Origin of the sequence: Acinetobacter sp. AR2-3, assembly GCF_001878775.1 — a bacterium.
GTDB classification, from domain to species: Bacteria; Pseudomonadota; Gammaproteobacteria; order Pseudomonadales; family Moraxellaceae; genus Acinetobacter; species Acinetobacter lwoffii_D.
The window spans coordinates 41821-56646 of sequence record NZ_MJIQ01000059.1; the positions used below are offsets into that span (position 1 = coordinate 41821).

The 14826-nt window shown below is 42.6% G+C and carries 16 protein-coding genes; 8 read left to right on the top strand and 8 right to left on the bottom strand.

Annotation, left to right across the window (positions count from 1 at the left end; genetic code table 11):
• The first annotated feature begins 124 nt into the window (after window positions 1-124).
• Complete coding sequence (locus tag BFN00_RS11285) at window positions 125-421, top strand: hypothetical protein (RefSeq protein WP_004278968.1); 297 nt, start codon at window positions 125-127, stop codon at window positions 419-421.
• A gap of 45 nt (window positions 422-466) precedes the next feature.
• Here the strand turns inward: BFN00_RS11285 and BFN00_RS11290 are convergent, their stop codons facing one another.
• Window positions 467-766: an AzlD family protein gene (locus BFN00_RS11290; RefSeq protein ID WP_071851718.1), complete on the bottom strand. Its 300-nt coding sequence runs from the start codon at window positions 764-766 to the stop codon at window positions 467-469.
• On the bottom strand, window positions 763-1512 hold the full coding sequence (locus BFN00_RS11295; RefSeq protein ID WP_071851720.1) for an AzlC family ABC transporter permease: 750 nt from the start codon (window positions 1510-1512) through the stop codon (window positions 763-765). Before BFN00_RS11295 ends, BFN00_RS11290 begins: the two co-directional genes overlap by 4 nt.
• Before the next feature lie 147 nt (window positions 1513-1659).
• Here BFN00_RS11295 and BFN00_RS11300 point away from each other — a divergent pair, with 147 nt between their 5' ends.
• The 5 genes from BFN00_RS11300 to BFN00_RS11320 all read left to right on the top strand — a co-directional run bounded on the left by BFN00_RS11300 (window position 1660) and on the right by BFN00_RS11320 (window position 6230).
• Window positions 1660-2115, top strand: coding sequence for an Lrp/AsnC family transcriptional regulator (locus BFN00_RS11300; protein ID WP_004645552.1), 456 nt, complete (start codon window positions 1660-1662; stop codon window positions 2113-2115).
• Between the two features lie 206 nt (window positions 2116-2321).
• Window positions 2322-3488: an ATP phosphoribosyltransferase regulatory subunit gene (locus BFN00_RS11305; protein WP_071851722.1), complete on the top strand. Its 1167-nt coding sequence runs from the start codon at window positions 2322-2324 to the stop codon at window positions 3486-3488.
• Between the two features lie 70 nt (window positions 3489-3558).
• Entirely contained in the window at window positions 3559-4878 is a 1320-nt protein-coding gene (locus BFN00_RS11310) for an adenylosuccinate synthase (protein ID WP_005106508.1), read from the top strand.
• Between the two features lie 160 nt (window positions 4879-5038).
• Window positions 5039-5347, top strand: a complete 309-nt coding sequence (locus BFN00_RS11315; RefSeq protein WP_071851724.1) for a hypothetical protein — start codon at window positions 5039-5041, stop codon at window positions 5345-5347.
• 112 nt (window positions 5348-5459) lie between these two features.
• Complete coding sequence (locus BFN00_RS11320) at window positions 5460-6230, top strand: M48 family metallopeptidase (RefSeq protein ID WP_071851726.1); 771 nt, start codon at window positions 5460-5462, stop codon at window positions 6228-6230.
• Between the two features lie 166 nt (window positions 6231-6396).
• Here the strand turns inward: BFN00_RS11320 and slyD are convergent, their stop codons facing one another.
• The 3 genes from slyD to BFN00_RS11335 form a co-directional block, all read right to left on the bottom strand.
• On the bottom strand, window positions 6397-6879 hold the full coding sequence (slyD, locus tag BFN00_RS11325; protein WP_004278960.1) for a peptidylprolyl isomerase: 483 nt from the start codon (window positions 6877-6879) through the stop codon (window positions 6397-6399).
• A 136-nt stretch (window positions 6880-7015) separates the two neighbouring features.
• Entirely contained in the window at window positions 7016-8302 is a 1287-nt protein-coding gene (locus tag BFN00_RS11330) for an NAD(P)/FAD-dependent oxidoreductase (RefSeq protein WP_071851729.1), read from the bottom strand.
• A gap of 250 nt (window positions 8303-8552) precedes the next feature.
• Window positions 8553-9866 carry a D-alanyl-D-alanine carboxypeptidase PBP6B gene (locus tag BFN00_RS11335; protein ID WP_071851731.1) on the bottom strand — a complete coding sequence of 438 codons (1314 nt, stop codon included), beginning with the start codon at window positions 9864-9866 and terminating at the stop codon, window positions 8553-8555.
• 175 nt (window positions 9867-10041) lie between these two features.
• On the opposite strand from BFN00_RS11335, the gene BFN00_RS11340 reads away from it, so the two are divergent.
• The gene (locus tag BFN00_RS11340) at window positions 10042-11745 is read left to right on the top strand and encodes a M61 family metallopeptidase (RefSeq protein ID WP_071851733.1); all 1704 of its coding nucleotides are present in this window, start codon (window positions 10042-10044) and stop codon (window positions 11743-11745) included.
• A gap of 76 nt (window positions 11746-11821) precedes the next feature.
• Here BFN00_RS11340 and paaI read toward each other — a convergent pair whose 3' ends face one another.
• Window positions 11822-12214, bottom strand: a complete 393-nt coding sequence (gene paaI, locus BFN00_RS11345) for a hydroxyphenylacetyl-CoA thioesterase PaaI (RefSeq protein WP_071851734.1) — start codon at window positions 12212-12214, stop codon at window positions 11822-11824.
• Between the two features lie 168 nt (window positions 12215-12382).
• Between paaI and BFN00_RS11350 the strand changes: the two genes are divergently transcribed.
• Complete coding sequence (locus BFN00_RS11350) at window positions 12383-13429, top strand: DUF2971 domain-containing protein (protein WP_249449791.1); 1047 nt, start codon at window positions 12383-12385, stop codon at window positions 13427-13429.
• Between the two features lie 26 nt (window positions 13430-13455).
• Here the strand turns inward: BFN00_RS11350 and uraH are convergent, their stop codons facing one another.
• Window positions 13456-13851, bottom strand: coding sequence for a hydroxyisourate hydrolase (uraH, locus tag BFN00_RS11355; RefSeq protein ID WP_071851738.1), 396 nt, complete (start codon window positions 13849-13851; stop codon window positions 13456-13458).
• Window positions 13852-13968: 117 nt separating this feature from the next.
• Window positions 13969-14757 carry an rRNA large subunit pseudouridine synthase E gene (locus BFN00_RS11360; RefSeq protein ID WP_004645540.1) on the bottom strand — a complete coding sequence of 263 codons (789 nt, stop codon included), beginning with the start codon at window positions 14755-14757 and terminating at the stop codon, window positions 13969-13971.
• Window positions 14758-14826 lie beyond the last annotated feature (69 nt).

Genomic DNA, 14826 nt, shown 5'->3' on the forward strand with positions numbered 1-14826 from the left:
AGCCATGTTTTAAGAGAATTTGCCGGTAATTGATCGAAAATCAGGAATTGAGGCTGAATTATTTGCGTTATCTGCAGCATTTTTCGTTAAGATAAAGACAATAAAATGAAATAAGAGCAAGCACATGATGGTGGTTTGGGGATTTATTATACTGCTGACTTTGGCGGTGATTTTTCTGATCTGGCTGCAGTTTAATCAGAGTGATGAGCCACGTAGCGTGGAAGGCGTGCCAGTCGAAGAAAAAATTGTGCATCTGGAAGAGAATTTAAAAAAGACCCTGGAAATCATGCAGGATCTAGCCAAAAAAATGCATGTGCAGCAGGAAGTACTGGATCAGACCACAGCCAAACTTCAGCAGGTCGAATTACAAAATGCCGAGCTGGTCAGTTTACTCACCAAAGTGGTTGATCCACAAAAATAGACAAAACCCCTTTAGAGATACATTTAAAGGGGTTTTGTTTAAGTATTAGACGATTAAAATTCTTAAAACTGCGGCAGAAACCATACTGATGGCGACGGTCGGTAATAATCCAAAACGTGTAGCAGCGAACAGCGTTAAAGCCAAGGCGATCAGGTCTGCAGGATGGTCGCGTACAAAATAGGGTGCAATCACTGAAATCAGCACGCAGCCGGGGACTACTTCCAGAATTTTTCGCTGGCGCTGTGTTAGTGTTTTATTTTTTAACAAGACATAGCCCAAGATCCGGGTTAAATAAGTGGTCGCAGCAATCAGGATAATGGCCACCAAGGTACTCATCTGGATCATGTTTGATCCTCTTGAATCAGAAAAAATGCCGAAGCGATTCCAGACAAGGCACCAACCGGCACATACCAGCCTGCAGGTAAATATAAATAAGCCAAAGCCGCACAGACTAAACTGACCAGCCATGGCCGGGCAGCCTCAAAACCTTTCCACATAGTTCTCAGTAACACCAGAAATATAGCAGGAAAGGCCATATCGAAACCAAAACGGTTGATATCGCCTAATACAGGTCCAAGCATGGTGCCGAGTGTGGTAAATCCGACCCACATCAAGTACAGGCAAAAACACAGGCCGGCATAATAAGGCATGCTAAACGCAGCACGATAACCCAGTTGCGCCTGTTTCCTTTGTGCATCAGCCAGACCGAGTGCCCAACTCTCATCGACCATAAAAAACAGCGCCGGAAAAACTTTACGATTCGGAAGATGCTTTAAATACGGCACCAAACTGGCGCCCATCAACAGATGCCGGCTATTTACCAGAAAGGCAATGAACATCAGCATGAGTAAATTTGGTGGACTGCTCCAGACCTCCAGAATGGCAAATTCAGAACCGCCGGCAAAGTTCAAACCTGTCAGTAAAGGCACTTCGAGCAAGCTGAAATTTTTCTGTCCCGCCGTCGCACCCAGCACCAGCGCAAAGGGGATAATCCCTAAAAGCATGGGAATAGAATCTTTCATGCCACGTTGAAATTCGCTGAAATCGGTAGGGATAACTACCGCTGCGGTGCTTTGTCTAAACAAAAGCATGGAAATGACCTAGGTACTGCAAAACTAGACCATATTTTATGGCGATATTCAGGCTATTTGCTGTTGTAATGCAAGTAACTTAGCTTTGATTTGAAATTAAATTGCGCTAAATTAAATTTAAGGGGTTTTAAATGCCAAGGCATAGACATGGATCAAATAGATAAACGCATTTTGCATGAGCTGCAAAAGAATGGAAAACTGCAAAATAATGAACTGGCTCAATTAATTGGCTTGTCACCGTCACCCTGTTTAAGACGGGTGAAACAGCTGGAAGATGATGGTGTGATTGAGCAATATGTCGCGCTGCTGAATCCGCAAAAGGTCAATTTGGCGATGAGTGTGTTTGCACGTGTCTGGCTCAAGTCTCAAGAAGCTGCTGTGGTCGATCAATTTGTCGAAGCGATCAAGGAAATGCCAGAGGTGGTCGAGTGCCAGTTAATGGCGGGCGATTGTGATTTCTTTTTAAGAATTGTAGTGGCTGATCTGGATGCCTATCGTAAATTTCAGATTCATCATTTAACCCAAATTCCCTGCATTCAAAGTGTAAAAACTGAAATTCCATTGCAAACGGTCAAAAGTACCACTGCATTGCCTTTGGTTTAAGGCCGGATTTTTTCATGCTATTTGTTTTGAATGTGCATTAAAATGCTGATAGTTGACACTATTGTTGTTGATTTCATCAGGTAGCGAAAATTATAAAATTTGCGATGCACAGCCAAAACTATCGTGCTAGACTAGGAGAAATCGGGTGTGCTCCCGATTTTTTTATGCGGATTCGTTCCGCGCTGACAAGAATTTAGGTTTACAACATGCCCATTTCAGAGACATGGTTATTACCTGATGGTGTAGCTGATGTATTACCAGAACAAGCGCAAGTTATTGAAAGTCTGCGCCGTAAATCACTGGATTTCCTTGCATCTCGAGGTTATCAGCTGGTGTACACGCCATTCATTGAATACATCGAATCTCTATCTTCTCTCTCAGAATCGAATCAAGATTTAGACTTAGCCACTTTTAAAGTCATCGATCAGCTTTCTGGTCGTTTGCTTGGTGTGCGTGCCGATATGACACCACAAGTGGCTCGTATTGATGCGCATGTACATCCAGTGGAAGGTGTGGCACGTTATTGCTATGCAGGAACCGTTCTGCATACCAAGCCTCGCGGCTTTAATACCTCACGTGCACCACTACAGTTGGGTGCAGAGCTATTTGGTTCAGACAGCATCGATGCCGATGTGGAAATGGTCGACTTGATGATCAGTCTGATTCAGGAGACAGGTCTGGCAGATGGTATCCATCTGGACTTAGGTCATGTAGGTTTATTCCGCAGTCTGGTGGCTCAGGCAGGCTTGAACAAAGTCGCTGAACAGCAATTATCTGATTTATACCAGCGCAAGGCTTTGCCAGAATTAGAAGAATTCACGGCAGACCTCAAATTTGGTCAGGATTTTTATGCCCTTGGACGCTATGCCAGCGACCTGGATGCATTACAAGCGCATTTAAGTGCTGAAGTGTTGGCGAATCCAGCATTCACGCAAGCTTTTAATGTCTTGCAAACCACCAAAGATGAAGTTCAAACCCGTTGGCCAAACTTGAGTATTGGGATTGATGTGGTTGAATTACGTTCATACCATTATCATACTGGCCTAATGTATGCAGTCTATGCACCGAACCGTGCAGCTGCACTGGCACAAGGTGGCCGTTATGATGGCATTGGTGAACATTTTGGCCGTGCCCGTCCGGCAACCGGTTTCTCTTGTGACTTATATGCTTTAAGCGCAGGTCAGTTTGATGCGGTACAGGTCGTGGTTGCACCTAAAGGCACTGATGCAGAACTTCTGAATGCGATTCAGAACATTCGTGCACAAGGCTTAAGTGTAATTCAGTTACTGGGTAATGATGATTTAAACTCGATTCCATATGCAACGCACCAGCTGGTGAATGCGAATGGTGAGTGGGCAGTCAAAACGATTTAACTGCTTGGCTCAGTGTTCATGTCGCTGAGCGGGGCTTTCAACTTTAACAGCATGATGTAATGAGGCTATTATGGGCAAGAATGTTGTGGTACTTGGTACCCAATGGGGCGACGAAGGTAAAGGTAAAATCGTCGACCTGCTCACAGATCAAGCGGCAGCGGTAGTTCGTTATCAAGGCGGACATAACGCAGGTCACACTCTTGTGGTTGGTGGTAAGAAAACTGTCTTACACCTCATTCCATCAGGTATTTTACGTGAAAACGTATTGTGCTTAATTGGTAACGGTGTTGTTCTTTCTCCTGAAGCGCTCATCAAAGAGATGGACATTCTTGAAAAAGAAGGCGTTCCTGTTAAAGAACGTTTACGCATTTCTCCAAACTGTCCATTGATCCTTCCGAACCACATCGCACTTGATCAGGCGCGTGAGAAAAAACGTGGTAATGCGAAGATTGGTACGACAGGTCGTGGTATCGGTCCTGCATACGAAGACAAGGTAGCGCGTCGCGCAATCCGTGTTGCTGACCTGGTGCGTGGTGGTGAACATCTGACTGCTCAGTTAACTGAACTTCTGGACTACCATAACTTCCAGCTGACTGAATACTACGGTGTTGAAGCGGTTAAACTGGAAGACGTGCTGGCACTTTGCGACGAATGGCGTAAGGTTGTTGCGCCACTGGTTGTGGATGTGACCACGGAATTGCATAACTACCGTAAAAACGGTGACAATATCATGTTCGAAGGCGCGCAAGGTTCACTTCTTGACGTTGACCACGGTACATATCCGTATGTAACGTCTTCGAATACAACTGCTGGTGGCGTAAGCTCTGGTTCAGGTCTGGGTCCTTTGCACCTTGACTATGTACTGGGTATTACTAAAGCGTACACAACGCGTGTAGGTGCAGGTCCATTCCCAACTGAGTTGGTGTATGACGCTGCAAATGACACAGGTGATGCGATTGGTAAACACCTCGGTACGATTGGTAATGAATTTGGTGCCTCTACTGGCCGTCAACGTCGTTGTGGCTGGTTCGATGCTGAAATTCTACGCCGTTCAGTTGATGTAAACTCACTTTCTGGTATTTGCCTGACTAAACTTGACGTTCTTGACGGTTTAGAAGAAGTGAAAATCTGTGTGGGTTATGAAGCTGCAGATTCTGGTTGTGTCGGTTCTTCTGATGCGCTTGCATTCGAAACTTTAAAACCGATTTATGAAACTATGCCAGGCTGGTCTGAGTCAACTTTCGGTGCGAAATCACTAGATCAGTTGCCAGAAGCTGCATTGAACTATGTAAAACGTCTTGAGCAATTGATTGAATGTCCAATCGACATCATTTCAACAGGTCCAGACCGTGAAGAAACCATTGTTCTTCGCCACCCGTTTGATGCTTAATCTTCATTTGACTAAAGCTTGAATGATAAAAACCCATCTCCGGATGGGTTTTTTTATATGTTAAATTTATGCAGGTATTTCAAGACTAAAGTTGCATCGGTAATGTAGCGTGATGTGCTTTAACATAGCGGTATATAAAGAAAGAAAAATGAGCTGCAGGATGCAAAAAAATATATCGGCGACCATGTTTTATTCATTGTTATTCGCGATGGGCGGGGCGCCAACAATGGCCATGATGATTATTCGTGCGCAAACCCAAAACCCCGAAGTGATTTATGCGGTGCTGATTGGTCTGAGTGTCATTATTGCATGTATATTAGTGCCTATTATTTTATTGCAAAATGCTTTTTTATATTTCAAACGTAAAGACGAAATGCTTGAACAGAAAATCAAACCACTCAGTCAGGTTTACTTGGGCCTCAATATTATTTGTCTGATTTATTGGTTGGCGATACAGTATTTGGCTTAAAAATTACATAATTTATAAGAAGATGAATGAATTAAGCGTTTAGCTGCTACGCGCTTTCACTTATAATTTTTACAATGTAAATTGCCCTTGAGCCAAGGTGGAGTAAATTATAATGAAGAATAAACTTTTATTGAGTATGGCTGCTGCTACAGTCGTCACATTATCAGGTTGTACCACCATTGCCGATATGGCAGGGGCAGATACTGCGACCTTAAATGCATCTGCGAGCCAAAGCTATAATGCCATGGTCAATGATGCGCGCAATAAAGGCCAACTGGATACCAGTTCAGCCACCTATAAACGGATTAATAATGTATTTAACCGTTTGAAGCCAGTTGCTAACCAGATGAATCAAACTGGTACAGCATTCCAGTGGCAATTGGCTGTGCTCAAATCTGATCAGGTCAACGCCTTTGTTGCACCAGGTGGTAAGGTTGTATTCTATACTGGTATCGTGACGAAGCTGAATCTGACCGATGCTGAAATTGCAGCGATTATGGGGCATGAAATGGTGCATGCCTTAGAAGAGCATTCTAAGCAGAAAATCGGTGCTCAAGCCCTGACTGATCTGGCCTTGGGTATTGGCTTAAATGCAGCAGGTGTAGGTCAAGGTGGCGCTGCAGCAGCACAATTAGGTAGTCAGATCGGTATTGGCTTGCCATACTCGCGTAATCTGGAAAGCCGTGCTGACCAAGGTGGTTTAATGCTGATGGCGCGTGCTGGCTATAACCCGAATGCAGCCATTACCCTGTGGGAAAAAATGAGTAAGCAAAGCAGCAGCGGTGTGGCGTTCTTATCGACCCACCCATCAAGCAGCCAACGTATTGCCGCAATGCGTCAAAATCTGCCAGCCGCTATGCAGATTTATAACCAGAACAGATAATTTGATGATCCTCCTTTAAAAGGAGAGCTAGATCGGATTATAAAGGCAGGGCAATGGCTCTGCTTTTTTTATGACTAATTGGGTAGTTAATATTCTACGGGCTATTTTCAGGCAATAAAAAAGGCAAAGTCAGACTTTGCCTTTTTTCACTCAAGATCAGAAGATCTTAGTGTTGGTGACCGCCTACACCGTGTACGTGACCGTGATCTAATTCTTCTTGAGAAGCTTCACGAACAGATACGATTTCAACTTCGAAAGTCAGGTCTTGACCAGCAAGTGGGAAGTTAGCATCAACAACAACATTGTCGCCTTCAACTGCTTTAACAGTTACGATTTGCACGCCGTCATCAGTTTGAGCTTGGAACTGCATGCCTGCCTGAATGTTGTCTACGCCTTGGAACATTTGCGCAGGAACTTCTTGAACTAGGTCAGGGTTGTATTCGCCATAACCTTCAGCAGCAGGAACGTTTACAGTGAATTTTTCACCTACAGTTTTGCCTTCTAACGCATTTTCTAAACCTGGGATGATGTTACCTGCACCGTGCAAATAGGCAAGTGGTTCACCTTGAGATTGGTCGAGAGTTTCACCCTCTGCGTTAGTCAATGTGTAGTGGAAAGAAACCACGAGGTTATTTGCAATAGCAGTCATGTTAATTGATCCATTCAATTTTTTAAGGGTACATCATAAAGTGAAATTGCATTTTTGTAGACTAAAATTAGCAAAAAAACGCAATTTGACAATTTTGTTGACGATTTTTTCATTGATTGGGCCAAATTCTGGAATTTCAATGCAATTTCAGCTTTGGAGAAATTTTTCCTGTAACAAAATCTTTTGCAGTCAGAATGCCGGCATGTGCATAACCATGAATGGTCGCCTGATGAATTCGATATAAAGAAACATACATCGATTTAGCAACAAAGCCTTGCACATTAACTTGACCGAGCAACTCGCCGACGGCTTTATTCTGGCTTAAGGAAATCAGTGAGCCTTTGTCGGAAAATTTAAACATCGGTAAATAGTTTTCTCCATTGATCCGTGCTTTCAGGGCATTGGCCAGAAAATTGGCCTGTTGGCTAGCGACTTGAGCGCGTGGGCCCAAGACGGGTTCATCTGCAGCAGGTTGGCAGTGAGCACAGTCACCGAAAGCAAAAATGTCTGGGTCAGATTTGGTTTGCAGGGTGGAATAGACTTTCAGGCGGTTAATATTGTCCTTTTCCATGTCTTGCAGTTGTGCCAAGACTTCAGGTGCTTTAATCCCGGCAGCCCAGACTTTAATCTCGGCATCCAGGCTTGAGCCATCTGCAAAATAAATCTTGTCTTCATCAACTTTGGCTACGCGGTGACTGGTCAAAACTTCAATACCGAATTTTTCCAGCTGTTGCATGGTATGTTCAGCAACTTTCGGCGAGAGTGCAGTCAGAATGCGATCTGCCGCTTCAATTAAAGTAATTTTGACTTTATTTGGATCGACCTTGTTTAAGCCATATTTAAAGAAATTGTGTTTGGCTTCCACCAGCTCGGCTGCCAGTTCCACTCCAGTCGCGCCGGCACCAATAATCGCAATATTTAGTTCACGGCTCGAAGCTTCATGTTGAGCATTCAGATAGAGATGCAACAGATCCTGCTGAAAGATATCAGCCTGTGGGCGGCTGTCGAGAAAGTGACAGAACTGTTTGACGCCTTCGGTATTAAAGTCATTTGAGGTAGAACCCAAGGCCAGTACCAGGGTGTCATACTCAATACGCTGGTTTTTCTTGGCTTGGGCCTTTTTGGAGAAATATTCCGTTTCGACCACAATCTGTTTCGCTTCACGATCCAGACCGGTAAATGTGCCCAAGATAAATTCATAATGATGTGCCGCTGAATGGGCAAAATAATTGGTTTCTTCTTCATGTGGATTTAAGGTGCCCGCAGCAACTTCATGCAGCAGCGGTTTCCAGATGTGCGTCAGTTTTTGATCGACCAAAATAATCTGCGCTTTACCGCTTTTACCCAAGCTCTCACCCAGCTGAGTCGCCAGTTCCAGACCACCGGCACCACCACCCACAATCACGATTTTATGTGCTGTCATATATGATTAACCTGTTTATTTTTTTAATAAAAATAAGAGAAATAGAGAGAAAATATACTATGGCATGCGCTAAAACGCGTCTTGATTAAAATTGTTATACAAATTACAAAACGTAGCAATTCTGTGAGAGCAGGTAAGTGTCGCTGCTTTGAAAGATGTGATGGGAGGGCAAGATTGATAGGGGAATCTGCTAGAAGATCAGCGAGTAGATCTTCTAGCTCAAAGGGAAGTCACTTGAGATGTAGCGCTATTACCTATCTAAAGGATAAAGCTTTACGCTTGGCGTATTGTCTGAAAACAAACCGAACAAGCCTTGTAGCCAGCTAAAGAATTTCTGAAACAGGTTGGCTTCTTCAATTTCAACATGATCTTCAATCTGAATGGTGCGAATCAACTGATTATTCTGATAAACCTGAATGGTGGCCAAAGGCATCATGGTGGCCAAAGGCGCAATAAGTTCAGATGCTTTCACTTCAACATTGATATGGGTCTGGGTTTCTTGTAGCGGCTTGATACTTTTTAAAACGCCATCACCAGTATTCAGCATGACACGCTGTTGGGTTTGATCAAACTGGTTCAGGTCAATACTGTAGCCTTGATCATATAAAGAAGTGGTAATAATCTGCGGTTGCTTGGTTTGCACCTTAAACATTTTTAAGGTGGATTTAATCACAGGCAACTCAGCCAGTAGCTGTTGATCTTTGATCGCTACTTCATTGCGGGTATAGGTATAAGCCAGGTTCATCAGCTTATGTGATACTTCAGCGCGTTTTGCCGCACTTTTAGTACCCAGTACCACCACAATCAGACGGCGATTCGGCATTTCAAAATCTGTTGTGACGCGATTGGCAGTTAATGCCAGGTTATAGCCTGCTGCACGGGTAAAACCGGTTTTTAAACCATCTACTGTTGGATCAACCTGAAGCACGCGGTTGGTCGCACGATGAAAATGCTGGTTATAAGTAAAGCTTGGCTGTTTGGAATAATACAGATAATTCGGGGTTTCATTCACCACCGCCATAGACAGTCTGGCCAAATCGGCGGCAGTCGAATAATGCTCAGGCATGGTAATACCGGCCGGATTCTGGAAATTGGTATGCTGCATGCCCAGCGCTTTGGCTTCCTGATTCATGCGTTCAACAAACTGCGGAATACCACCCGAAATTTTCTCAGCCAGCGTCACCGCGGCATCATTGGCAGACATGATAATTAAGCCCGCCAGAAGCTGATCGACTGAAATCTGATCACCTTCTTTCAGGTACATCTGTGACTCATCCCACATCACGGTTTTTACCACAGAGGTCGCGGTTAAAACTTCATTTTTATTTAATTTCCCGGCCTCAATTTCCTTTAAGGCAATATAAGCCACCATCATTTTGGTCAGCGAAGCCGGAGCGCGTTGCACATCGGCATTATGCTCTGCAATGACTTGACCAGACTGTGAATCCAGAATGGTCCAGGCTTCAGCTTCAACGCTTTCAGGCACAATATTGAGTAGGGCAGCATGTGAAAATGCAGAAATAAATAAACTGAAAACCGCAATCAGTGAGATGATGTATTTCAATGGTGTTCCTTGATAACCCGGCGGGTGTTGAACGATTTAATTTTCACGCATGCTATGCCTTTTTTATACAGATAGCTAGTCGTAAATGTAGACAAATAAGACAGCTAAACCATACTGGCTTAAAAAATGCTAAGCTAAGCTATATCTCATTTATTTTAATTTTATATCGTTCATTATGTTGCATTATCAAATTGAATTTGACGATTATCGTCAGCATCTTATTCACGTGACTGTTCGTTTTCTTGCGGACCCGACCCAAGTCTTGTCATTACCCACCTGGATTCCGGGAAGCTATCTGATTCGAGAATTTTCCAAGCACATTGAAGCGGTCAAAGCCTATGATGAAGATGGGCGCCAGTTACAGATCCAGAAATTTGAAAAGAACAAATGGCGTTTATTCAATACTGATCATGAACTGATTACAGTGGAATATGATGTCTATGCCTATGACCTGTCCGTTCGTGGTGCATATGTTGATCAAAATCGTCTCTACGTGAACCCGGCTTGTGCATGTTTAGGGCTAGAAGGTCAGGAAAATAAAGAAATTGAACTGGAAATCTTCCTGCCAGATGAATTAAAGCATTTTCAGCTGGCAACCGGCATGCAAGCTAAAAGTCTGGTCAAAGGCCGTTTCACCCTGAAAGCCAAAAACTATGCCGAATTGATTGATGCGCCATTTGAGCTGGCAGAACAAATCCGTTTCAGTTTTGAAGCAAATGGCATTCCGCATGAATTTGTGGTGTCAGGCAAACATGCTATGAATGCGGCGCGTATGCAGCAGGATATTGAAAAAATCTGTGCTACAGAAATTTCAATGTTTGGTTCAGCGCCGTTTGCGGACTATACCTTTATGACCATGGCAACCGGCAATAGCTATGGCGGTCTGGAGCATCCAAATTCTACCAGCCTGATTACGCCACGCGATGACTTGCCGAAAGCCAATGAACCTGAAGAACCATCTAAAGATTATCAGCGTTTCTTGGGCTTATGTAGCCATGAATATTTCCATTCATGGTTGGTGAAATTCATTCGCCCTGAAAACTTCGTTAATTATGATTTAAACAGAGAAGGCTATACCTCTCTGTTATGGATCTTTGAAGGTTTCACTTCCTATTACGATGATTTGATTTTGCTGCGCAGTGGCGTGATTAATCAGGAATCGTATATTGCTTTGTTAAAAGCGCAGATTGACCGTTATTTGCAAAATCCGGGGCGTGCGATTCAGTCCGTGTCTGAATCCAGTTTTGATGCTTGGGTGAAATTCTATCGTCAGGATGAAAACTCGAATAATGCGGGTACCAGCTATTACAACAAAGGTTGTTTAGTCGCACTGTGCCTGGATTTAGGTTTGCGTTTACGTGGTTCAAGTCTGGATGCCTTGATGCGCCGTTTCTATGAAAATGCCCAGAAGGGCGTTCAGGTGCATGAACGGACGATCTTTGAATTATGCAAAGAACTGACAGGAGATGATTGGTCAGAACAGATTAATCACTTAATCAATACCACAGATGAGTTGCCGCTGGATCAGCTCTTCCCTGAGTTTGGTATTGGTTATAGCCTGAAAAATGACAAGTCTTTGCCATTCGGTTTAAAACTGGCAGATAAGCCGGAAGGTGTGCTGGTTCAATCGGCGCGTCGTGATGGTGCTGCTGTGCTCGCTGGCCTTTCTGCCAATGATGTCATCATTGCAATTGATGGCTTAAAAGCAACGACCAAACTTGTTGAAAGCTATGCAAAACAGCAAGGTATTTTTACGGTACATGCATTCCGTCGTGATGAGCTAATGACGTTTGAAGTTCAAGCCGCGGGTTCTAAACTGACCGAAGTTGAACTGAAAGTGGAAGATCCGGCTAAAGCCGAGAAATGGCTTAAAGCTTAAATCCGAAATTATTCTTAATTTAAAAAACCGGTGCATCGTCACCGGTTTTTTATTGAAGTACATGTTGCAAGCAAATCTATTTAATGAGCAGTCGTGAAGTTCCGCGGAATTCCGCCACGATTTGATTATGTTGATTCATCACCTGAATATCATAAATGCCACTACGGCCACTGCTGGCCTTATGTTCTGCTATAGCAGTCAGTGTGTCGCCAAGCAAGCCCGGTTTTAAATAATGAATACCGCAATGTTGACCGACTGCCGGATGTTCACCGGTATTGCAGGCAATGGCAAAGGCTGCATCTGCCAATGCGAAAATCACGGCACCATTACAGGTCTGATGACCCTGTAAATGCTGTTCAGTCACCTTTAATTCGATCTTTGCATAATTGTGGTTATAAGAAACCAGATGAGCACCAAGATGCTGAATTAACCGGTCCTGATTAAACATCTGGCTGACTTGCTGATCCATTGCAAAACTCCTTTTTAGATACGTTTTATTTTAGAATATAAATTATATGAATCATAAATAGCATTGGGTAGGCAGAATGACAAGAGGGCAGAGTCAGAAATCTTATTTGCACACATAAGAAAAAGTAGGTAAAACCAATATTCAGGTATGGGTTTTTTATTGGATAAAATGAAATTATATAAATATAGATATGGTTCAAAACGTGATTTGGAAGCTTTACAGAACAATTATTTTTATGCTCCACATTCGACACAGCTGAATGATCCATCTGAGAATCTATTCAGTGAAAAAGACATTCATAAAGTATTTGAGCTGTTTCATAATATATTTAGTTTTTCGACTTCTGATATTAGGAAAGAATTTGATCAACTATGTCAAAAAGTTAGGAAGGAGGTCGGGATTTACTCTCTAAGTCGAATTCAAAAGGACGAATTGCTTTGGGCATATTATGCCGATTCACATACAGGATTCTGTATTGAATATGATTTTGAAAAGCTTGATGAACTGAGATCTATAAGTGCTGCGTTTGAGATTGATTATGCTGAACAAAGACCAGAATTGAAGTTTGATCATGTATTCAAAAATGGAGCGACAGCTGTGGAAAAATTATTGCGAGTTACAACAGGGACTAAATCTATAAAATGGCGACACGAAGAAGAGTACAGGATTTGTATCGAACCTTTTGGTAGATTTAACTATGATTATAGGGCAGTGAAAGCAATCTACTTCGGAATGAGGATGCCTAAATCAAAAATTGATCTCGTAAAAAACAATAACAAATTGCCTGATTCTTATGCAAAAGTATGCCAACAGCAAGTTATGGAAGTATTGAAAGGAAGAGGTATTAAGTATTATCAAATGAAATTAAAAGAGGATAGTTATGAGTTTGATTGTTATGAGATAGCAGATATTTATCAAAATTCTCAAAAATACAAAGACAAAGTTCATCTAATTCCAAAGAATTTGATTGACTATAATGACTATGGTCGAGGGGTTGAAAGAGGTTATTTTGATAAGGTTGCAGAAATCATTAGTAAAGAACCATATTTTTATGAGCTAAATAGTATCCATATCTCGAAGGAAGAATCGATTAAGAAAAATCAGCCTGTTATCTTCGCAGGATTTTCTTATGAAAAGAATAATTTACGCCAAATTAAAAGATATTTCACTTTGGATGAAGTCAATGAAAAATATAGCCTCTTGAATATTCGTTAAAATTTTGTGAAAACATGCCCTACATTTTAATTCCCCCGATACGTCGAATACCCATAAGAACTAAGCCGTAGCGGAATATGGTAGTATTCCAAAGTGCCATCAATCACAAAGACCACCGGTACTTCAGGGAAGAACGTCCGTTGATTATTGGCCTTAAACCAGTCACCCGTTTTAAACGTTACTTTATAAACGCCTTTTTGTAACGCGGTGTCTTTAGGATAAAATTCTTTAATACGACCATTACTATCTGTCTTGGCTTCATTGAGCTTGACCCATTTCTCACCTTGTTGCGCTTCTAGGGTGACCGTGACATTGGAAGAAGGCAGGCCAGTTTCCTGATTAAGCACATGAACACTTAGTGGATTGGCAAAGCCAAAAGTTGAAAGGGAAGTCGCAGCTAAAGCAAAAATTATTTTTTTCATGAGACTAACATTAAAATGAATACTTATAGTTATTCTAATAGATTGAAAAATAAAAAATATTGAAGTTATGTAATAAAAAAAGCCCACCGAAGTGAGCTTGATTGAATCTATTCAAACTTAACCACGACCGCGGCCGCGACCACGTGGTGCCTTGGTATTTGGACGAGTAGTACCATTGGTGCGACGTTTCGGCTTTTCGCTTTCGTCCATTTGCCAGATACGTTTGGTCCCAGACTTCTTCACAGAACCATCTTTATTCTTACGAACCATTGGCTTACCACCCGTACCACCCGGCTTTTTCACATAAGAGCGCGAACGGTATGGTTCTTCCGCAGGAACATTCTGGAAGTCTGGATAAAGTAATGGTTCAATTTCTCTGGTCTCGCCCGGTTGCAATCCCATGCGAACCAAATCAATTTCACCAATTTTGGTACGGATCAGACGCAGTGTAGGGAAACCTACCGCAGATGTCATGCGACGAACCTGACGGTTACGACCTTCACAGATCGAAATCTCAACCCAAGACGTTGGAACAGAGGCACGGAAACGTACAGGAGGATTACGCTCCCACAACCATTCCGGTTCAGACACTTTTTCAGCACGTGCTGGAAGCGTCATGCCATCTTTCAGTTCAACGCCTTTACGAAGTTGCTCAAGAGCTTCTTCGGTCACATCACCTTCCACTTGCACCATATAAGTTTTAAACTTTTTATTGGCAGGATTGGTGATATATTGGTTGAGGCCACCGTGATCGGTGAGGAAAACTAGACCTTCTGAGTCCATGTCCAAACGGCCCGCAAGACGTAAATCTTTGTCGTTGACAAAATCAGCCATGGTTGGGTGCTTTTCATCCGCACGGAATTGGGAGAGGACGTCATAAGGTTTGTTTAGAATGACGATTTTCATAGGAAATAACTTCTATAATTACATTAATTTAAAAAATGTAGAGGTTTATTTAAAAGGGAAATTGAGTTA